This is a genomic window from Mesorhizobium sp. M0898, from assembly GCF_040319695.1.
Taxonomy (GTDB): domain Bacteria; phylum Pseudomonadota; class Alphaproteobacteria; order Rhizobiales; family Rhizobiaceae; genus Mesorhizobium.
The window spans coordinates 1-19,020 of sequence record NZ_JAMYOE010000031.1 but is presented as its reverse complement, the minus strand read 5'-3'; the positions used below and the strand labels follow the sequence as shown (position 1 = coordinate 19,020).

The window sequence follows — 19,020 nt, the reverse complement described above, 5'->3', positions numbered from 1 at the left end:
GACGCTTGTGCGAGGGGCGGCGGCATCGCCGCTCTGGGCGGAAGCGAATCCCCACAAGCGAAACGGAGCATCATTTTCGCTTGTCGAAATGCGCTTCAGCTTCTTGTCGCCTGATACGCCTCTGATATCGCCGCCGGGCGAAAAAGACGATCAAGTCTGCCAGCCAACCTGGAGCATTGAGATGGAGCAAGGCATCACGCGCGCTATCAATTTGCCGACCATTCATCGCTACATTGGAAAAATCCGAGGGTTCCGTTTGTCGAGCTTCGACCCATTGACGAATACTCGCCCCGTCCGGCAGTTTCGCCGCAAAAGCCAGTTCACGTCTCATGCAAACCCACTCCACCCGGTGGCGCAATTCCTCCTCATAGCCAATGCCTCGCTGATGGAGACGCGCATGCGTCGCCTCATGCACTATCGCGCTGGCGATCTGGTCGGTCAGCGTGTGCTCGCCTAGAACAAATCGCCGATCAAGCTCGCAAGTCGAAGTCGATTTCACAAATTGCGCAGCGGCACCTAGATTGATTGTAATCCAGATCCGTTTGAGATCGCGGACCAGACGGCTGTATCGAATAGGGTCAAATTCTTGAATCAACCGCAGCGCGGCGGCAACCTTATCTGCATCTTTCCCACCGCTCTCGCCATTATAGAAAACTGGCAACCCATCGATCGTCCTCTTATCGATCGACTTTATAGCCAACCAGCTGAAAACACGGATCACTACCTCTGAACCACGCCGCTTTTCAGTCTTCTCCGGATGGGGCAAGACTTTCCTCAGTTGCGGTCGTCGGGGAAGCTTGGAATAGGCATGAACTCGACGCCGTCTTCGGCGAGGCTCTTGGCCTCGTCCAGCGTCGCCTCGCCATAGATGCCGCGCGGATCGCTTTCGCCGAAATGGATCTTGCGCGCTTCCTCGGCAAATTTGTCGCCGACATAGTCGGCATTCTCGCGCACCTTGTCGGCCAGGGCCTTGAGCTGCGCCAGCGCCTGCTTCTGCGCCTCGCCCATGGCCAGCGCGATGCTTTCGCGCTTGCGCCCGGTCGAGACGGCAGGCGCCATCAGCGCCTTGTCGACCTTGTGCGAGCCGCAGGCCGGGCAATCGACGAAACCGCGCCTCTTCTGGGTGTCGAAATCGTCGTTGCTGCGGAACCAGGCCTCGAACTCGTGCTCGTGCTCGCAGATCAGGGAAAAGCGGATCAAGAGGCGGCACCCCTGAGCGGAATTGCCTCCGCCGAACCGGCGTTTACGGCAAAATCGCGTGCGTTTTTGAGATTCGGTATCTTTTTGCGCGCAGCGACTGACTGCGCCGGGTCGATCTCGGCGACGATCACCGCCGGCTCGTCATGCGCAGCTTCGGCGACGATGCGGCCCCAGGGATCGACGATCAGCGAATGGCCATAGGTTTCGCGGCCGTCCTCGTGCACGCCGCCTTGCGCGGCGGCAACCACATAGGCGCCGTTCTCGATGGCGCGCGCCCTGAGCAGCACGTGCCAATGCGCTTCGCCGGTCTGGCGGGTGAAGGCGGCGGGCACCGAAAGCAGATCGGCGCCGGCCAGCGCCTCGGCACGGAACAGCTGCGGAAAGCGCAGATCGTAGCAGACGGCAAAGCCGACCTTCGCGCCATTGACTTCGGCGACGACGGCCTCGGTGCCAGGCTCATAGGCGGCGGATTCGCGCCAGCTCTCGCCATTGTCGAGATCGACGTCGAACATGTGGATCTTGTCGTAGGTGGCAATCGTGGCGCCGTCCGGCCCGAACAGAAGGGCGCGGTTGGCAAGCTTGCCGTCGGCGCGCAGAATGGCGGTCGAGCCGATATGCAGGAAAATGCCGAGCTCCTTGGCCAGCCGCCGCGACGTCGAGACGACGATGTCCTTGTCCTCGGAGGTGAAGGAAGCGGCCCGTGCCTGGCTGTCGCGGATCAGCGCGCCGGTCATTTCCGGCGTCTGGATATAGGTCGCGCCAAGGCCTGCCGCCTCGCGCACCAGCCGTTCCAGATCGACCGCATTGCGCTCCGGGCTGGTTACCGAACGCATCTGGATCGCCGCCGCCTTGAAACCACCCATAGTCATGTCCTTATCTGGCCGAGCCGTTGGCGAGCAATGTGTCCAGCCGTCCTTCCGCCTCCAATTCGTGGAGATCGTCAGAGCCGCCGACATGCGTGTCGCCGATGAATATCTGCGGAAAGGTGGAACGGCCGTGAGCGCGGGAGATCATCTCCCGGCGCAGCTCCGGCGAGAAGGAGGCGTCGTGCTCGGTGTAGGTCACACCCTTCCTATCGAGCAGCCGCTTGGCCGCGGTGCAATAGCCGCACATCATCCGCGTGTAGATCGTCACATCGACCATCGGTCAGCAATCCTGCCTCGTTCCTAGGCTATATAGGCGCCGATTCGTCGGCCCGAAAGTCCCCCGGCAGCACACGCGCAAAGGTCAGTACGTCGACCGCGCCGGCGCCGCCCTTCTTCAACGCCTTGGCGACCGCGCGGACGGTGGCGCCGGTGGTGTAGACGTCGTCGATCAGCAGCACCCGGCGGCCGGTGATTTCGATCTCCGCCTCATCAGGCACTTTGAATGCGGCGCGAACATTTTCCTCGCGTTCCCGCCGCTCCAGCCCGACCTGCTGGCGCGTGAGTTTGACGCGCCTGATGGCTGATGGCGCGAAAGGCCGCTCGCCGAGTTGCGCCACCGCCCGCGCCAGTTCCGCCGACTGGTTGAACTGCCGCCTGAAGAAACGCCGCCAGTGCAGCGGCACCGGCACGACCACATCGGCCTCGGCGATGAGCTCGGCACCGGCGCGAAGCATCCAGCGCGCCATCCACGGCGCCAGATCGGTGCGGTCCTGGTATTTCAGCCCTTGCACCATCTGGCGGGCAACGCCGGAATAGGCGACCGCCGCCCGCGCGCGCTCGAACGGCGGCGGGTCGGCTATCGCCTCCGCCGACAGGAAACCCTCACCCATATTGTGGGTGAACGGCGTGCCCATCACCGGGCACCACGGCCGTTCCAGCAGCCTGAGTTTCGGCCAGCAGGCGCCGCACAACACGCCGGGCTGCGAGACATGGCGGCGGCAGCCGGCACAGACGGGCGGGAACAAGAGGCGCGCTGGCCAGCCCAATGCCTTGCGGGCAATGCTCTTGATCGCAATACGCTTGATCTCTGGCATGGGATCGGCCACGTGGTTGGTCCTCCGCATCACTATATCAGAGAGCGAAGCACAAGGACCTGCCCATTGCAGCCTGTAATTGACACCTCGCTCTGGCTGGCGCGCAAGCGCCGGGCACTGGCCCGCCCCATCGCCAGCGCGGATTTCCTCATGCGGCGTGCGGCCGAGGATCTTGCCGACCGGCTCGGCGCCGTCGAACGCAGGTTCGGCAAGGCGGCCTCATTGTTTTGCCAGACGCCGGCAGCAGCAGAGGTGCTCGCCGAAAGCGGCAAGGTGACGGAAAACGTGCGCGTCGAGGCCGACGCCGCTTTCCTGGGTGGCCAGCCAGGACTGTTGGCGCCGTTGGAAACCGTGCCATTCGAGCCGGAAAGCCTCGACCTCGCAGTCTCGCTGCTGTCGCTGCAGGCGATGAACGACATTCCCGGCATGCTGGTGCAGGTCCGCCGGGCGCTGAAGCCGGACGGGCTTTTCCTTGGCGCCTTCGCCGGCACAGGCACGCTCTCCGAACTGCGCGAAAGCCTGCTTGCCGCCGAGACCGAACTCTATGGCGGCGCCAGCCCGCGTGTGATCCCGTTCACCGACGTCCGCGACGCCGGCGCGCTGCTGCAGCGCGCCGGCCTGGCACTGCCAGTTGCCGACGTCGAGACGATCACGGTGCGCTACGATTCGCTATTTGGCCTGGTCGCCGATCTGCGCGCCATGGGCGAGACCAGCGCGCTTGTCGACCGCAGCAGGCGGCCGGGCACGCGAGCGCTGTTCGCGCGCGCCGCCGAAATCTATGCGGAGCGGTTTTCGGATGCCGATGGCCGCGTCAGGGCGAGTTTCTCGGTGGTCTGGATGTCAGGCTGGGCGCCCGATGCCTCTCAGCAAAAGCCGCTGAAGCCGGGCTCCGCAAAAATATCGCTGAAGACAATCCTGGAAAACCCCGGCGGCCCCTGAGCGCATCCTTGCGCAAAAGCTAAGCGTATCCCACGCAAAAGCTAAGCAGGTCACTGTGCAAAAGCGTTGGCAAGCTTGCTGCTGTTGTCGCTGAACAACCACTGGATGGCGCCGGCAGCCTGGCCAATACCAGCGACAATGGCAAGCGACAGAACGGCGACGATCAAACCATATTCGATAGCCGTCGCACCCCTCTCGTCTTCTAAAAATCGTTGCAGCAACATTTTCATGGGCGCCTATCCCTCTTGCCCGAACCTAGCGCCGACCCGTTAAGAAAGGTTAATGCGACAGGCTTAACGCGCGGTGAACCAGCTGCATTCTAGGAACCAGCTGCATTCTAGGGTCCAGACTCGATCAGGTCAGCAACGAAGACCTCATATAAACTCGGCGGCCTGACCATCCTGAAGATAACCGAACACGCGAAAGCCGTCAGGCATTTCCTCGCCGGGCACATGCACCTTCTTGAGAGCCGAGCGGACAAGTTCTCGCTGGGCGGGCGTTTCGACCTGAATGTCTAAGTGAAGGATGGATTCGTATCCGCCCTCGCTGAAGTGGTAGAACCACTCGCGGTCGGGCTGTGAGTGGTAGCCGTTTGTGGAAAGCGTGCTCCAAGATGGTGGCGGCGTGAGCGCGTACATTTCTAGCCGAAGCTCATCCCATTTTGTGTTGTTCATCGCCGGATTGAGCATTTCGTCGCCTCTCAAAGCCAGAACGAGATCATGGTAGCCAATGCCACCCCAGACAGGAAGTTGGTGGCGAGTTTGTCGTAGCGGGTGGCGATGCGGCGGAAATCCTTTAGGCGGCAGAAGGCGTTCTCGATCAAGTGTCGTCCACGGTATCGCTCTTGGTCGTAACGGATTGCTCTCTTTCGATTGCGCCGTCCCGGGATTACCGGCGTAGTCTTTCCCTCGCGCAGTGAACGGCGCAGTCGATCCGCATCGTGGCCCTTGTCGCCCAATAGGTAGCGCATCGGGCCAGCGCGTTCGAGTAGGGCTGGCGCTGCCTTCACGTCGCTGACGTTTCCTGCCGTCAACATCAACGCGTAGGGGCGGCCGACGACGTCTGTGAGTGCATGGACCTTAGTTGTCCAACCGCCGCGCGAACGGCTGATGGCCTGCGCTTGGCGCCCCCTTTTGCGCCGAATGCCGCCCGCTGGGCTTTGACGTAGGTGCTGTCGATCGCGGTGCTTTTCGTCACTGCGCCGGCCTGAACCAGCGCATCAAGCATCTTCAGCCAGAAGCCTCGTCGCGACCAGCGGTTGAAGCGATTGTAAACCGTGGTCGAGGGACCATAATCGGCAGGACAATCACACCAGCGGCAACCCACCTTCAGCACGTGCAGGATACCCGAAATCACCCGACAATCGTCCACGCGACGCGCACCAGGCTGGTTCTTGGGCAAGTGCGGCTCGATCGTTGCCCATGCTTCGTCCGATAGCCAAAACAAAGCCATACTGCTCCTCCTGATCCACACCCGCTGGTGAATCAGGAAAGCGCCCTCCCTTCAAGGGGCTGATTGGGCTTTGGCCCTAGGAAACAGCCGAATCCTGGAGATCTGTTGAGGAATCAGCAGTCGCCGCTGCTTCTGCCATCGGCCCGTATAACGCAGACCGAACTGGGCAGCGGCTGCAGCACGCTCTTGCGTAGCGTATAGCTGTCGCGCTGGCCGATCGAGCCGGTGCTCATCGTATCCAGCCCGTCGCGGGCAAACTGCGAGCGGGTCCGGCTGTCGAGGTAGGGCGTCGCGATCAAGGCCAGAGCCACCGCGGCCGAGCCGAACAAGAGAGCGATGCGCAATATTCCCATGCCGGCATTGGCGGCGCCAGGAAGGCGGTCGGGCCAAGGCGAGTCCCAGTCCTTTTCAAGGCTCATGCAAATCGCTCCCCAGCGGTGGAATCGGCGAAACCGCCTAGCGTCAATTTTTCACGGTCAGATAAATCTTTCATTAACGCTGCTGCCGGCGCGTTGCGGCGCTGCCCGATTTACGGCAGGTCGGCCGCTACAGCAGATCGATGAGGAACTGGATCAGCGGGGCATCGGCCGGCGGCATTGGAAAATCGCGCATCTGGCGCGGCCGCACCCATTTCAGCACCTGGCCTTCCTTCGGCTGGGCAATGCCGCGGAACCGACGGCAGACGAACAGCGGCATCAGCAGGTGAAAATCATCGTAGGAATGGCTGGCGAAGGTGAGTGGCGCCAGGCAAGGGATGTCGGTTTCGATGCCGATCTCCTCGTACAATTCGCGGATCAGGCATTGTTCCGGCGTCTCACCGGGCTCGACCTTGCCGCCCGGAAACTCCCACAGGCCGGCGAGTTGCTTGCCTTCGGGCCGCTGCGCCAAAAGCACGCGCCCGTCGGCATCGACCAGCGCGCAGGCCGCGACCAGGAGCAGGCGTTTGCCGATCGTATCCAAGCCGCTCATGCGCCGGGTGGCCGGCGATAGCGATAGCGATAGACTTCGTCGAATCCGAGCGAACGGTAGAGCGCCAGCGCCGGCGCGTTGTCCGCCTCGACCTGCAGCCAGGCTTCCCGCGCCCCGCGCAGCCGCGCCCATTTCAGCGCCGACCGGATGAGATGGCGGCCATGGCCCTGGTTGCGCACCGACCTGTCAGTGGCGATCTCGAACAGGCCGGCAAGGTCGCCGTCATGCACGCAGATCAACGTTGCCAGCGGTTCGCTGCCGGCCTCCAGCGCAAACAGCCCGGCCTCCGGCTGGATGGCGCCGATGATCTCCGACAGGCCCGGACGCAGCGACACATCCGAGCCGCTCACCTTGAGCGCCGCGCCGATGAAACGGCTGATGTCCTTCAACGGAATCTGGTCCATGGCATCGTCGAGCGCGGCGTCCGCCAGCGGCAGCCGCATGACCAGCGACTCCGCGAACGTACTCCAGCCTTCGCTGTCGAGGTACTTCGAAAGATCAGGCCCCGACAGCGGTGAGATGCGAAAGGTCAGCGGCCTGCCATACGCGTCGAAGCGGCGGCTGGCGCGACCGATGCGCTCGGCAATGTGCTGGATGTCGCCCGGATCGAGCGGATTGACCGAGTTCAGCCGCTTGGCCGGGTGGCCGGCCGTCAGCCGAACCACCCAGGTGCCGTCATAATGGACGGCGGCCGCCGGCCAGGCGCGAAAGCCGGCCGCCTCATAGCGGCGCACGATCGCCAACACGCTTGCCGGATGTCTGGAAGCCAACGCCATCAGCTCCGATAATCGCCGTTTATGGCGACATATTCCTTGGTGAGATCGCAGGTCCACACCGTCGCCTTGCCGCGGCCGATGCCGATGTCGGCGCGGATGCGGATCTCGTCGCGCTTCATATACGCCGAAGTCGCCTCCTCGGAATAGGCGGCGTCGCGCTCGCCCTGATAGGCCAGGCGGTTGTCGCCGAACCAGATCGACAGAAGGTCGCGGTCGGCCGGTTCGCCGGCCTTGCCGACAGCCATGACGACGCGGCCCCAATTGGCGTCCTCGCCGGCGACTGCCGTCTTGACCAGCGGCGAATTGGCGATCGACAGCGCGATGCGCTTGGCCGAGCGGGCCGATTTGGCTCCGGTGACGGTGACCTCGACCTGCTTGCGGGCGCCCTCGCCGTCGCGCACCACCTGTAGTGCCAGCGATTTCAGCACCTTGCCGAGGGCACGGCGGAACGCGCCGAGGCGCGCATCCTTGGGGTCGGAAATTGCCGGCGCGCCGCGCCTGGCGGCAGCACCCGTGGCGAACATCAGCAGCGTGTCGCTGGTCGAGGTGTCGCTGTCGACGGTAACCGCGTTGAAGGTCTTGGCCGTGCCGCGCGACAGGAGGTCCTGCAGCACCGGTGCTGCGATCGGCGCATCGGTGGCGATGAAGGAAAGCATCGTCGCCATGTCGGGCGCGATCATCCCGGCCCCCTTGGCGATACCGTTGATGGTGACGTCGGCATCGCCGAGCTTGACCGTCGCGGTCGCCAGTTTGGGATAGGTGTCGGTGGTCATGATCGCCTTGGCGGCTTCGGTCCACAATTCCGGCTTGCCGTCCTTGACCAGACCGGCCAGCAGATGGCTGAACTTGCCGGCGTCGAGCGGTTCGCCGATCACGCCGGTCGAGGCCAGGAATACCTCGCCCGCTGTGCAATCGGCCGCTTTCGCCGCCACCTCGCCCGTGAGTGCCGTCGAGGCGCGGCCCTTCTGGCCGGTAAAGGCATTGGCATTGCCGGAATTGACCACCAGCACGCGTGCCTTGCCAGCCACGAGGTTCTGCCGGCAGAAATCGACCGGCGCCGAAGGGCATTTCGACCTGGTGAACACGCCGGCGACGGTGGTGCCGGCGTCGAACACCATGGCCAGCAAGTCGGTGCGGTTCTTGTATTTTATGCCGGCCTCGGCGGTGGCGATGCGCACGCCCTCGATCACCGGCATCTTGGGATATTTCTTCGGCGCGAGCGGCGAAACCTGTGTGGACATGGAAGACCCCGGGCGGGAAAAATCGCGAAAGGAACGCCGGTTTGCCCGATAGCACGCGCTGGCGCAAGGCGTTTCACAGCCGTTACGGGTGCCGGAAGCCTGACACCGCCTCATGCAGCAAGCAGGCTGTTGCAAATTTGTTGGCGTCGCTGCGACCGATAGCGCTATGATCCTGCCCCATGGGCAGGCTTGTGGTCTTGGCACTGGCGTTTCTGGGCTTTCTGCTGCTGCGCGCCGATGCGCAGACGGCGCGGCGCGTGGCGCTTGTGGTCGGCAACGGCAGCTACGCCGAAGCCGGCACGCTGGCCAATCCCGTCAACGATGCGCTCGACATCGCCGACAAGCTGCGCGCCATCGGTTTCGAGGTGATCGAAGGCAACGATCTCGGCAAGCGCGAGCTCGAACGCAAGATCGGCGAATTCTCCGATGCGCTGCAGGGTGCCGGTGCCGGGCTGTTCTACTATGCCGGCCACGGCCTGCAGGTCGACGGGCGCAACTTCATCGTGCCGGTCGACGCCCGGCTGGACATGCCGGTCAAGCTGCAGCTCGAGGCGGTGCCGATCGACGAGGTTCTCGACATCATGGAGCAGCAGACCAAGGTCAGCCTGGTCTTCCTCGATGCCTGCCGCAACAACCCGTTTGCCCGAAGTCTCAGCCGCAGCGCCACGACGCGCTCGGCGACGGCTCTCGCCGGTCTTGCCCAGTTCGAGTCGACACGCGGCTCATTCATCGCCTTCTCGACTGCGCCCGGCGCCGTCGCAATGGACGGGACGGGACGCAACTCGCCGTTTGCGGCGGCACTTTTGCGGCATATGGCGGAACCCGGACAGAGCATCAACGACATGATGATTGCGGTGCGCCGCGACGTCGTTTCGGCAACGCGCGAGGCGCAGCGTCCCTGGGAGCAGGGTTCGCTGCTCGAGCGTTTCGAATTCGTTCCGGGCGGAGACACTGCCCAGCAACCGAAACCGGCCGTCAGCCCGGCTCCCGCGTCGCAGGTGGCTGCGCTCGAACGCTCCGTCGGCGACGAGGGTGCCATCGAAAAATTCTTGCGCGAAAACTATCTGGCGCCTGATGCCAGGAGAATGCGCGAAACCGTCAAGCGGCTTTACGGTGCGTCGGCCACCATCTACGGCACGCGCTACGACAGCGAGGCGATCGTCAAGGTCAAGACCGACTGGTTCGCGCAATGGGCGTCATGGTCGTTCGGTCTCGAGCCCGGCAGCCTTGAGGTGACGCCGCACGGCAAGGACCGTGCCGATGCGGTTTTCGCCATGCGCTACGACTATGTGCCGAAGGACAAATCGGCGCAGCGCCTGACCGGCAAGGCGCGGGTGACGCTGGAACTCGTGCTGGCCGATGGCGCGTGGCGCGTTGCGTCGGAAACGTCGCAAGCGCTGGAATGAACATCAGCGGACCGCTGGGTTGATGAACCCGCGAAACGCCCGCTGCACGCCCGGAATCAGTCCCCAGATCATGATCGAGACCATCAGCGGCGCGATGACCAGCGTACGCTGCCAGATTTGCCATTCCTGCGTCAGCGGAAAAACCACATACAGAATGGCAGTGATCAGCGGATACACGCCGAGCAGCACAAGCAGGGCGAAGCGCAGGCGCGAAAAGCGGGTCACGGCGGTCGAGTTCATCAAACTCTCCTTATCGTTACGGAACGTTCCGTTACATATAAAACGGATCGTTCCGTTTCGTCAAGAGTTGTATATGATGGCTGCTGAAATCGCGGGTAAGGAAGAAAAGATGGGCGAAATCACCGATCCCGGGCGCAAGTCGGCTGGCGCACGGCGCAGCCCGGAAAGCGCCGATGCCATTCTCGATGCCGCCGAGGCGGTACTGGTCGAAGCTGGCTATTCCGGCTTCTCGATCGAGGCGGTGGCGCGCCGCGCACGCGCCGGAAAACCGACGATCTATCGCTGGTGGCCAAGCAAGGCCGCCCTGCTGCTCGACGTTTATCAACGGCAAAAGCGCGTCGACAATCCCGACACCGGGAACCTTGCGGAGGATCTCGTCGGCTTCCTGAAGAGCTTGTTCGCGCATTGGCGCGACACGTCGTCGGGTAGCGTGTTCAGATCGCTGATTGCCGAGGCGCAGTCGGACGAAAAAGCCGCCGCCGCCCTCGCCGAATACGCAAGAGGGCGTCGTGTCCACACCGGCCAGATGGTCGAACGCGCCAAGGCAAGGGGAGAGGTGGCAGCCGACGTCGATGCCACTGTCGTCGCCGACCTGATTGCCTCGTTCGCCTGGACGCATCTTCTGACGAACCGCCTGGACGAGGACGAAGCAACGCTGCGCAGGGCGGTCGGCTATGTCTTGAAAGGCATAGTCGCTGACGATGCCGGCGACGCCACGGCGGTCCGGCGGCGGCGTCGACGCATCATCGCTCGCCCTACCAAATAGAAGCGACAGGGCGGCAGCGCGCCCTGTCGTAGCTCAATCTAGTCTAGCCCTATTTGGCGCTTTCCAGTGCGTCGACCGTCTTCTTCAGGTTCGCATCGGGGATGTCGACCTTGGCGTTGGCGCGCAGCGACTTGACCAGCGCGAAATACTTGTCGCGGATGACCGCCTGGCGCGCCTGGTCCTTGACCTGGTCGAACGCCGGCGGCTGCTTGGTGCGCTTGTCCTCGACCTTGATGACATGCCAGCCGAACTGCGACTGCACCGGCTGGTCGGTATATTTGCCGACCGCCAGCGCAAACACGGCCTTGTCGAATTCCGGCACCATCTGGCCAGGTCCGAACCAGCCGAGATCGCCGCCGCTGGTCTTGCCGCTCGGATCGCTGGTGTGCTCGTTGGCAAGCTTCTGGAAGTCGGCGCCGCCGTCGAGCTGCTTGATGATGGCGTCTGCCTCTTCCTTCGTCTTCACGAGGATGTGACGGGCGTGCACCTCATTGGTGGGCGGCGTGTTGGCGATTTCCTGGTCGTAGCGGGCGCGGACCTCGGCATCGGTAACCTTGTCGACGACGCCCTTCTCGACCATTTCGCCATGCAGCGCGCGCTGCTGCAGGAAGGCCATGCGGCGCTGGAAGTCGGGATCCTTGTCGAGGCCGGTGGTCACCGCCTGGGCCGCCATCACGCGGATTTCGATCGCCGCCGACAGCGCCGCGGCGCGGCGCTGCTCGGGCGGAAGCTGCGCGAATTGCTGCGACAGCTCGCCCTCGGCAAGCCCAAGGTCTGCCTCGGTCAGCGTCTGGCCGTTGATGGTGGCGACCACGGCGTTCGGATCGACCGGCTTGGCCGCCGGAGCGGGTGCTGCCGGCTGGGCAGGGGCGGCCTCCTGTGCCATCAGCGGCGACAGCGAGAGGGCCGATAGCCCGAATGCCAGACCAAGGCTGGCGAGCGACGCGCGGCGGAACAATACTGACATTACGATTATCTCCAAAGCGGGGTAGCTAGAGCGGAATGGCTTCCAGACCAGCAAGATTGTGGCGGAATTTGGCGCGGTCGACAGGGCGAGCGCGGCGTTGACATCGAATGAGCCCCCTCTTATCTGTCCAACGACTTTGCGTCCAGAACCGTTTTCCGGGCGCTTTTTGCGTTTGTCCGCGTTCACGTGGAGTTGATGGGGCCAGCCGGCGCCTGTCGCAACGACTTGGAATGCTATCGAAAGGGCCATTGGATGGTCAGTCTCGGCGGTCTCGCCCGTAAGGTTTTCGGCTCCTCCAACGATCGTCGGGTCAAATCGACCCGGCCGCGCGTCGAGGCGATCAATGCCATGGAAAACGAGATGCGGGCGCTTTCCGACGCCGAGCTTCAGGCCCGCACGGACAAATTCCGCCAGGACATCGCCAACGGCGCCAGTCTCGACGACCTCCTGGTGCCGGCCTTCGCCACCGTGCGTGAGGCCGCCCGCCGCGTGCTCGGCATGCGGCCGTTCGACGTGCAGCTGATCGGCGGCATGGTGCTGCACAATGGCGGCATCGCCGAGATGCGCACCGGCGAAGGCAAGACGCTGGTGGCGACGTTGCCGGTCTACCTCAACGCGCTCGCCGGCAACGGCGTCCATGTCGTCACCGTCAACGATTACCTGGCCACGCGCGACTCCGAATGGATGGGCCGCGTCTACAAATTCCTCGGCCTCAAGGTCGGCGTCATCGTCCACGGCCTGTCCGACGAGGAGCGCCGCGTCGCCTACGCCGCCGATGTCACCTACGCCACCAACAACGAGCTCGGCTTCGACTATCTGCGCGACAACATGAAATACGAGCGCGCCCAGATGGTGCAGCGCGGCCACAGCTACGCCATCGTCGACGAGGTCGATTCCATCCTGGTCGACGAAGCGCGCACGCCGCTGATCATTTCCGGTCCGCTCGAGGACCGTTCGGAAATGTACAACACCATCGACACCTTCATCATCCAGCTGCAGCCGCAGGACTACGAGATCGACGAGAAGCAGAAGACCTCGATCTTCACCGAGGAAGGCACCGAGAAGCTGGAGAACATGCTGCGCGATGCGGGTCTGCTCAAGGGCGAGTCGCTCTACGACGTCGAGAACGTCGCCATCGTCCACCACGTCAACAACGCGCTGAAGGCGCACCGGCTGTTCCAGCGGGACAAGGACTATATCGTGCGCAACGGCGAGATCGTCATCATCGACGAGTTCACCGGCCGCATGATGCCCGGCCGCCGTTATTCGGAGGGCCTCCACCAGGCGCTCGAAGCCAAGGAGCATGTGGCGATCCAGCCGGAGAACCAGACGCTCGCCTCGGTCACCTTCCAGAACTATTTCCGCCTCTACAAGAAGCTCGCCGGCATGACCGGCACGGCGCTGACCGAGGCCGAGGAATTCGCCAACATCTACAATCTCGACGTCACCGAGATCCCGACCAACCTGCCGGTCATCCGCATTGACGAAGACGACGAGGTCTACCGGACGGTCGAGGAGAAATACAAGGCGATCGTCAAGGAGATCAAGGAAGCCCGCGCCAAGGGCCAGCCGACGCTGGTCGGCACGACTTCCATCGAGAAGTCCGAGCAGCTGGCCGAACGCCTGCGCAAGGAAGGTTTTAAGGATTTCGAGGTGCTGAACGCCCGCCACCACGAGCGCGAGGCGGCGATCGTCGCCCAGGCCGGCAAGCCCGGCGCGATCACCATCGCCACCAACATGGCCGGCCGCGGCACCGACATCCAGCTCGGCGGCAATGCCGACATGCGCATTGCCGAGGAGCTTGGCGACATGCCGGCCGGCCCCGAGCGCGAAGCCAGGGAAAAGGAAATCCGCGACGACATCGCCCGGCTGAAGGAAAAGGCGCTCGCCGCCGGCGGCCTCTACGTGCTCGCCACCGAACGCCATGAATCGCGCCGCATCGACAACCAGTTGCGCGGCCGCTCGGGCCGCCAGGGCGATCCCGGCCGGTCGAAATTCTTCCTGTCGCTGCAGGACGACCTGATGCGCATCTTCGGTTCCGAGCGCATGGACGGCATGCTGCAGAAGCTCGGCCTCAAGGAAGACGAGGCGATCATCCATCCGTGGATCAACAAGGCGCTGGAAAAGGCGCAGAAGAAGGTCGAGGCGCGCAACTTCGACATCCGCAAGAACCTCTTGAAATACGATGACGTCTCGAACGACCAGCGCAAGGTGGTGTTCGAGCAGCGCATCGAGCTGATGGACGGCGAGGGCCTGTCCGAGACCATCACAGAGATGCGCGAAGGCGTCATCGAGGAGATCGTCGCCAAGAACATTCCCGAAAACGCCTATGCCGAGCAGTGGAACGTCGCCGGCCTCAAGGCCGAGATCGCCGAATTCCTCAATCTCGATCTGCCGGTCGAGGACTGGGTCAAGGAAGAAGGCATCGCCGAGGACGACATCCGCGAGCGCGTCAGCCAGGCAGCCGAGGCCGCCGCCAAGGAACGCGCCGAGCGCTTCGGTCCCGACGTGATGACCTATGTCGAACGCTCCGTGGTGCTGCAGACGCTCGATCATCTGTGGCGCGAGCACATCGTCAATCTCGACCATCTGCGCTCGGTCGTCGGCTTCCGCGGCTATGCGCAGCGCGATCCGCTGCAGGAGTACAAGGGCGAAGCGTTCGAGCTGTTCCAGGCGATGCTGGGCAATCTGCGCCAGGCCGTCACCGCGCAATTGATGCGCGTCGAGCTGGTCCGCCAGGCGGCGGAAGCGCCGCCGCCCGAGGCCCCCGACATGTTCGGCAGCCACATCGACGGCTTCACCGGCGAGGACGATTTCGAAGGTGGCGAGACGGCCGTGCTGGTCCGCCAGGAGACCAACGCCGTCGTCGCCCCCGAAGACCGCGACCCGAAGAACCCGGCCACCTGGGGCAAGGTCGGCCGCAACGAGGCTTGCCCGTGCGGGTCAGGGAAAAAATACAAGCATTGTCATGGGGCGTTTGCGTAAGGCACTGCTTTCCTTCGCCCCGTTCACGGGGAGTAGGTGCCCGAAGGGCAGAGCCAGCGTTTGCGATTAGCCAATCTCCCCACCTGAGGGGGAGATGGCCGGCAGGCCAGAGGGGGGCGCGAAGGATCGCGACCCGAAGAAGACAGGCTCAAATCAACCCCGAATCGCGCGCCGCGGCCGTCGCCTCACCCCGCGAAACCGCGTCCAGCTTGCCCAGAACCGCCGAGACGTGGTGATCGACCGTCTTCGGCGAGATGGTCAGGTGCTCGGCGATCCGCTTGTTGGAAAAGCCGCGCTCGATCAGTTGCAGCACCTCCATCTGGCGCTGGGTCAGGCCCGCGCGATTGGCGCGCGTGGTTCGGCGCGGCCCCCTTGCAATGCCGTTGACGCCGTTGCGGCGCATGATATCGCGCAGGTAAACGGCGACCGGCCTGGCGCCGAGGCTTTCGAAAATCTCCAGCGCCAGGCGCTGCGCGGTCTCGTCGCCCTCTGCCAACGCCAGCCCGCGTTCGTAGGGCGCGTTCATCTCGGCCCATAGTTCTGCCGCCGCCTGCCAGTCGCCGGCGAGCAGCAGCCGGTAGGGCGCGGCCATGCCGATGGTGTCGCCTGGATCCATGTCCGGCGCCAGCTTCTGCCGCCACGTCGCCAGCTCGCCGAAACCCGCCCGCGTCGTCGACAAGCTCTCAGCCAGTGCGATCAGGCCGAGCGCCTCATCCTTGTCAGCCTGGCCGAGCCACGCCCGTTCGGCCACCAGCGCCGCATAGGGCGCCAGGCGCTGCAATTCCAATCCCTTATCCAGGAACTGCGTCATTTCGGCAAAAAGCGGCTCGGCGGACGGGTCGCCGCGCCGTATCCGCAGCTTTGCCAGGGCGACCACGGCGGGATAGCGGACCAGCATCGTCGCCTGATCGTTGGCGATCACCTCGAGCGCCTCGCCGGCAGCCTCTTCCCATTGCCCCTGGCGCAGCAGCAACTGGGCCAGCACGCCGCGCATATAGTCGCGCCAGGTGACGAGATCGTTTTCGACGCAATAGTTGATGCCGCGATCGAGGAACGACCGCGCCTCAGCGAAGCCGAGCTGGTTCATCTCGCTGCAGGCGCTGTTGGTGAAGGCGCGCGCCGCATGTTCCTGAAAATTCTGCTCCAGCGCGATCTCCAGGCTGCGGGCAAGGTGCAGCCGTCCGTTTGCCAGATCCAGCCACTGCTCGGCGCTGCCGACATTGTTGAGCGCGTGGCAGACGATGTCGGGCCGGTTCAGTTGTTCGGCGAGCGCAATCGCCTTGTTGCCGAGCCGCAGCGTGTCGTCGAGCCTTTCGGCCAGCATCGCCAGTTGCGAGAGGTTGGAATAGGCCATGGCGAGCTCCGGCCCGGCCGGCGCGGTCTCAAGCAGCTGAACCGCCTGCTCGCCAAGGGCATCGGCAGCCATGCGGTCGCCAAGCAGGTAGGCAAAGCGCGACAGCCATCTGAGGCAATCCCCTTCCTTCGCCGTATTCCCCTGGGCCTGATGCAGCCGGCGCGCCTGGTTCTGCGCGGCGATGGCCTCGTCGATCTTGCCGATGAGGTGGCACTCGAAGGCATATTTCTCATGGAGCGCCGCGCGCTCCTCCACCGGCAGGCTGTCGGCCTGCCGCAACACGGCTTCATAGAAGCCGGCCGCATCGCGATGGGCGCCGACGCGGGAGGCCTCGCGCGCCGCAACCGGGGCCAGTTCGCGCACTGCCTGCAGATTGTGCGCCTCCACCGCGTGATGCACCAGGCGGCCGGTGGAAACCTCACTGTTTTCGAGAAGGGCGGCCAGGGCGCGCTGGTTGAACTGCCGCCGGTGGCTCGTCGTCAACATGGCCTCGATGGCGCGGCGGGCGATCTCGTGCCGGAACGCATAGCCATCGCCCAGATCCTCCAGCAAGCCGTTGGCGACGCATTCGGCAAGCTGGCCGGCGCTGGCGACGCTGCACAGGCCCTGCAACGCCCAGGCATCGGCCCGCCGTGGAAACACCGACACCGCGTCGAGCATCGCGCGGGCGCCGGCCGACAGGCGCTCGGCCCGCGCCAGAACCGCGTCGCGCACGCTTGCCGGCAGCGCCGTTTTTTCCTCGCATCCGCTGCACAACAGTTCGGTGACGAAAAAGGCGTTGCCCGCCGTCGCCCGGTAGATAGCCTCGCCATCGCGCCCCGCCGCCTCGGCCAGCGACAGCACCGCCGACTCGCTGAGCAGCGGCACGTCGATGCGCGCGACGCTGCCTGCCGGTATCTCGCCGAGCGCGCGGCGCACCCGCATCTGTCCCTCGCTGCGATCGGTGCGCGCCGTTAGCAGCAGCAAGAGATGCCTGTTGGCGATGCGCCGGCCGAGAAAGCGGACGAAATCGAGCGTCGCATCATCGGCCCAGTGCAAGTCCTCGATCACCAGCAGGGTCGGCTGCGCCTTTGTCTCGAAGATGTCGAGCGCATCCGAAAACAGCGGCAGCCTCTGTCCCTGCCGATGATCGATCGCCTGCGGCAGCGCCCATTGCGCGTCCCGCGCCAGATCGTAAAGCGGCCCGAGCGGATCGGGTATCGACAGATCCTCGCAGGCGCTGCGGAATATGCGCGTGGCTTGCGCAGTCCGGTCGATGAAGGCCTCGACAAGCGCGGTCTTGCCGGCCCCGGCCTCGCCAGCAAGCACCGCTACGCAGCCACGGCCGCGCCCGGCATCGGCCAGCAGCCCGTCGAGTCGCTCCAGCTGTGTCTGCCGTTCCAGAAGCATCATTCGCTCACGCAGATCGAGTTCGCCGAAAAGGCGGACCCGCGATGGACCCGCCAACATATCCCCCGCTCATAACGCTGCCAACATAGGGAATCGTCCCGCCAAAAATGGGGAAAGGCTCCGATGTGCGCTCTTGCCGGGCGTGATCAATGTCGAGCCGCGCTCAAAACCGGGCGTGACCCACTGGAGAAAGGAAGGCTTCCATGCCTCGCTATCTGATTGAACGCACATTCCCGGACGGCCTCAACGTGCCGATGAACGAAGCCGGCGCCGACGCGCTGGGCGGTGTCGTCATGCGCAATGCCGAAAAGGGCGTCACCTGGCTGCAGTCCTACGTGTCGCCGGACAAGAAGCGCAGCTTCTGCATCTACGACGCGCCCTCGCCCGAGGCGATCCGCAGCACCGCCCAGAAGAATTCGCTGCCTGTCGACAAGATCACGGAGGTGCGGGTTCTTGACCCCTACTTTTACCGTTGATGGCAGGCAAACCCCAAGTGGCGGACAAAAGGATGAGTATCAAACTGCCATTCGCGGCAATTGCGACATGCCTGATGGCATGCCGGTCGGCGAACCGGCGCCTGTCGTGGGAAACCCCGGCGGTTCCCTGCTTGGCCGTCTATGGCGGATCGCGGCGGCGCTGCCTTCGCGTCTGCTGGGCAGGCGGCGCCGGCTGCCCCCGCAAGACGATTATCTGAGACAGGACATGGGACTGCCCGAACGCGAGCAGCGGCGCGAATACTGGGAATATTATTGGTGGGACCATTAGGCCGTCGCGCCGTTTGGACGGGCTGAAACAAGCTGCGCAACCGGCCGCATCATTGCGGCCGACATGAAAACAGGACGAGCGACCTGTTTCGCAAAATTCCAACGGACGCCGCAGCGTTGAGCAGACCCGATCGGTGCGCGTCCTCAAACAACCGGAGAGAACATGAACATCAATCTTTGCACCGGGCGCCTTGCCGCCCTGGCCATCCTGTCAATCGCCGCCACCGCGGCCCAGGCAAAGGACGGCAATCCGCTGGCCGACATGGTACGAGCCGCCAACAGCCGCTTCGAGAATGTGGCGGCGGCGACGGCCGAAGGCTACGCGCCCATCCCCTGCGCCAGCGGCATCACCGGCGGCGCCATGGGCATCCACTATGTCAATCCCGGCTACCTCAAGGACGATGCTGTCGATGTCGCCAAGCCGGAAGCGGTGATGTACGAGCCGATGGCCGACGGCACGCTAAAACTGATCGCGGTCGAATACATCACCTCGAAAGGCCCGGCCTCGCTCGATGGGCATCTGTTCAACTTCAACAGCGCCCCCAATCGCTATGGCCTCGGCCCGTTCTACGAGCTGCATGTCTGGGCCTGGAAGGGCAACCCGACCGGCGC

Annotated in this window: 21 protein-coding genes and 1 pseudogene; 7 read left to right on the top strand and 15 right to left on the bottom strand. The window is 64.2% G+C overall.

What is annotated here, in order from left to right:
• Positions 1-70: 70 nt before the first annotated feature.
• From NKH90_RS25390 to NKH90_RS25370, 5 genes are read right to left on the bottom strand one after another with little or no spacing between them, the layout of a single operon-like run.
• Positions 71-766 (bottom strand): hypothetical protein, encoded by a 696-nt coding sequence (locus NKH90_RS25390; RefSeq protein WP_352471324.1) that lies wholly within the window; start codon positions 764-766, stop codon positions 71-73.
• A gap of 8 nt (positions 767-774) precedes the next feature.
• Positions 775-1,200, bottom strand: a complete 426-nt coding sequence (locus tag NKH90_RS25385) for a DUF1178 family protein (RefSeq protein WP_352471325.1) — start codon at positions 1,198-1,200, stop codon at positions 775-777.
• A complete protein-coding gene (locus tag NKH90_RS25380; protein ID WP_352471326.1) occupies positions 1,197-2,063 on the bottom strand; it encodes a carbon-nitrogen hydrolase family protein in 867 nt (288 codons plus the stop codon). Before NKH90_RS25380 ends, NKH90_RS25385 begins: the two co-directional genes overlap by 4 nt.
• A gap of 10 nt (positions 2,064-2,073) precedes the next feature.
• The gene (grxC, locus tag NKH90_RS25375; RefSeq protein WP_352617227.1) at positions 2,074-2,343 is read right to left on the bottom strand and encodes a glutaredoxin 3; all 270 of its coding nucleotides are present in this window, start codon (positions 2,341-2,343) and stop codon (positions 2,074-2,076) included.
• Positions 2,344-2,371: 28 nt separating this feature from the next.
• The gene (locus NKH90_RS25370) at positions 2,372-3,172 is read right to left on the bottom strand and encodes a ComF family protein (protein WP_352471329.1); all 801 of its coding nucleotides are present in this window, start codon (positions 3,170-3,172) and stop codon (positions 2,372-2,374) included.
• Positions 3,173-3,226: 54 nt separating this feature from the next.
• On the opposite strand from NKH90_RS25370, the gene NKH90_RS25365 reads away from it, so the two are divergent.
• Positions 3,227-4,099, top strand: coding sequence for a methyltransferase domain-containing protein (locus NKH90_RS25365; protein ID WP_352471330.1), 873 nt, complete (start codon positions 3,227-3,229; stop codon positions 4,097-4,099).
• Positions 4,100-4,149: 50 nt separating this feature from the next.
• On the opposite strand, the gene NKH90_RS25360 is transcribed toward NKH90_RS25365, so the two are convergent.
• From NKH90_RS25360 to argJ, 7 genes and pseudogenes are all read right to left on the bottom strand, one after another.
• Positions 4,150-4,329: a Flp family type IVb pilin gene (locus tag NKH90_RS25360; RefSeq protein WP_023677981.1), complete on the bottom strand. Its 180-nt coding sequence runs from the start codon at positions 4,327-4,329 to the stop codon at positions 4,150-4,152.
• A gap of 144 nt (positions 4,330-4,473) precedes the next feature.
• Complete coding sequence (locus tag NKH90_RS25355; RefSeq protein ID WP_352471331.1) at positions 4,474-4,788, bottom strand: DUF6678 family protein; 315 nt, start codon at positions 4,786-4,788, stop codon at positions 4,474-4,476.
• A gap of 11 nt (positions 4,789-4,799) precedes the next feature.
• Positions 4,800-5,551, bottom strand: a pseudogene (locus tag NKH90_RS25350) (IS5 family transposase).
• A gap of 113 nt (positions 5,552-5,664) precedes the next feature.
• Positions 5,665-5,970, bottom strand: coding sequence for a hypothetical protein (locus NKH90_RS25345; RefSeq protein ID WP_023677980.1), 306 nt, complete (start codon positions 5,968-5,970; stop codon positions 5,665-5,667).
• 127 nt (positions 5,971-6,097) lie between these two features.
• Complete coding sequence (locus tag NKH90_RS25340) at positions 6,098-6,520, bottom strand: (deoxy)nucleoside triphosphate pyrophosphohydrolase (RefSeq protein WP_023677979.1); 423 nt, start codon at positions 6,518-6,520, stop codon at positions 6,098-6,100.
• Positions 6,517-7,296, bottom strand: a complete 780-nt coding sequence (locus tag NKH90_RS25335; protein WP_352471332.1) for a GNAT family N-acetyltransferase — start codon at positions 7,294-7,296, stop codon at positions 6,517-6,519. Before NKH90_RS25335 ends, NKH90_RS25340 begins: the two co-directional genes overlap by 4 nt.
• Positions 7,296-8,537, bottom strand: a complete 1,242-nt coding sequence (argJ, locus tag NKH90_RS25330) for a bifunctional glutamate N-acetyltransferase/amino-acid acetyltransferase ArgJ (RefSeq protein WP_352471333.1) — start codon at positions 8,535-8,537, stop codon at positions 7,296-7,298. Before argJ ends, NKH90_RS25335 begins: the two co-directional genes overlap by 1 nt.
• A 179-nt stretch (positions 8,538-8,716) precedes the next feature.
• Here argJ and NKH90_RS25325 point away from each other — a divergent pair, with 179 nt between their 5' ends.
• Positions 8,717-9,943: a caspase family protein gene (locus NKH90_RS25325; protein ID WP_352471335.1), complete on the top strand. Its 1,227-nt coding sequence runs from the start codon at positions 8,717-8,719 to the stop codon at positions 9,941-9,943.
• Between the two features lie 3 nt (positions 9,944-9,946).
• On the opposite strand, the gene NKH90_RS25320 is transcribed toward NKH90_RS25325, so the two are convergent.
• On the bottom strand, positions 9,947-10,183 hold the full coding sequence (locus NKH90_RS25320; RefSeq protein WP_352471336.1) for a putative antibiotic biosynthesis monooxygenase: 237 nt from the start codon (positions 10,181-10,183) through the stop codon (positions 9,947-9,949).
• 109 nt (positions 10,184-10,292) lie between these two features.
• Here NKH90_RS25320 and NKH90_RS25315 point away from each other — a divergent pair, with 109 nt between their 5' ends.
• Positions 10,293-10,949, top strand: a complete 657-nt coding sequence (locus NKH90_RS25315; RefSeq protein ID WP_352821662.1) for a TetR/AcrR family transcriptional regulator — start codon at positions 10,293-10,295, stop codon at positions 10,947-10,949.
• A gap of 49 nt (positions 10,950-10,998) precedes the next feature.
• On the opposite strand, the gene NKH90_RS25310 is transcribed toward NKH90_RS25315, so the two are convergent.
• Positions 10,999-11,916 carry a peptidylprolyl isomerase gene (locus NKH90_RS25310; RefSeq protein ID WP_352456658.1) on the bottom strand — a complete coding sequence of 306 codons (918 nt, stop codon included), beginning with the start codon at positions 11,914-11,916 and terminating at the stop codon, positions 10,999-11,001.
• Positions 11,917-12,168: 252 nt separating this feature from the next.
• On the opposite strand from NKH90_RS25310, the gene secA reads away from it, so the two are divergent.
• Positions 12,169-14,901 carry a preprotein translocase subunit SecA gene (gene secA / locus NKH90_RS25305; RefSeq protein ID WP_352821644.1) on the top strand — a complete coding sequence of 911 codons (2,733 nt, stop codon included), beginning with the start codon at positions 12,169-12,171 and terminating at the stop codon, positions 14,899-14,901.
• 148 nt (positions 14,902-15,049) lie between these two features.
• Here the strand turns inward: secA and NKH90_RS25300 are convergent, their stop codons facing one another.
• Positions 15,050-17,704 (bottom strand): helix-turn-helix transcriptional regulator, encoded by a 2,655-nt coding sequence (locus NKH90_RS25300; RefSeq protein WP_352821641.1) that lies wholly within the window; start codon positions 17,702-17,704, stop codon positions 15,050-15,052.
• Between the two features lie 143 nt (positions 17,705-17,847).
• On the opposite strand from NKH90_RS25300, the gene NKH90_RS25295 reads away from it, so the two are divergent.
• The 3 genes from NKH90_RS25295 to NKH90_RS25285 all read left to right on the top strand — a co-directional run.
• Entirely contained in the window at positions 17,848-18,120 is a 273-nt protein-coding gene (locus NKH90_RS25295; RefSeq protein ID WP_023677971.1) for a DUF4242 domain-containing protein, read from the top strand.
• Between the two features lie 67 nt (positions 18,121-18,187).
• On the top strand, positions 18,188-18,409 hold the full coding sequence (locus NKH90_RS25290) for a hypothetical protein (protein WP_352821638.1): 222 nt from the start codon (positions 18,188-18,190) through the stop codon (positions 18,407-18,409).
• A gap of 162 nt (positions 18,410-18,571) precedes the next feature.
• A partial coding sequence (locus NKH90_RS25285) for a hypothetical protein (protein WP_352821636.1) occupies positions 18,572-19,020 on the top strand: 449 nt, incomplete at its 3' end.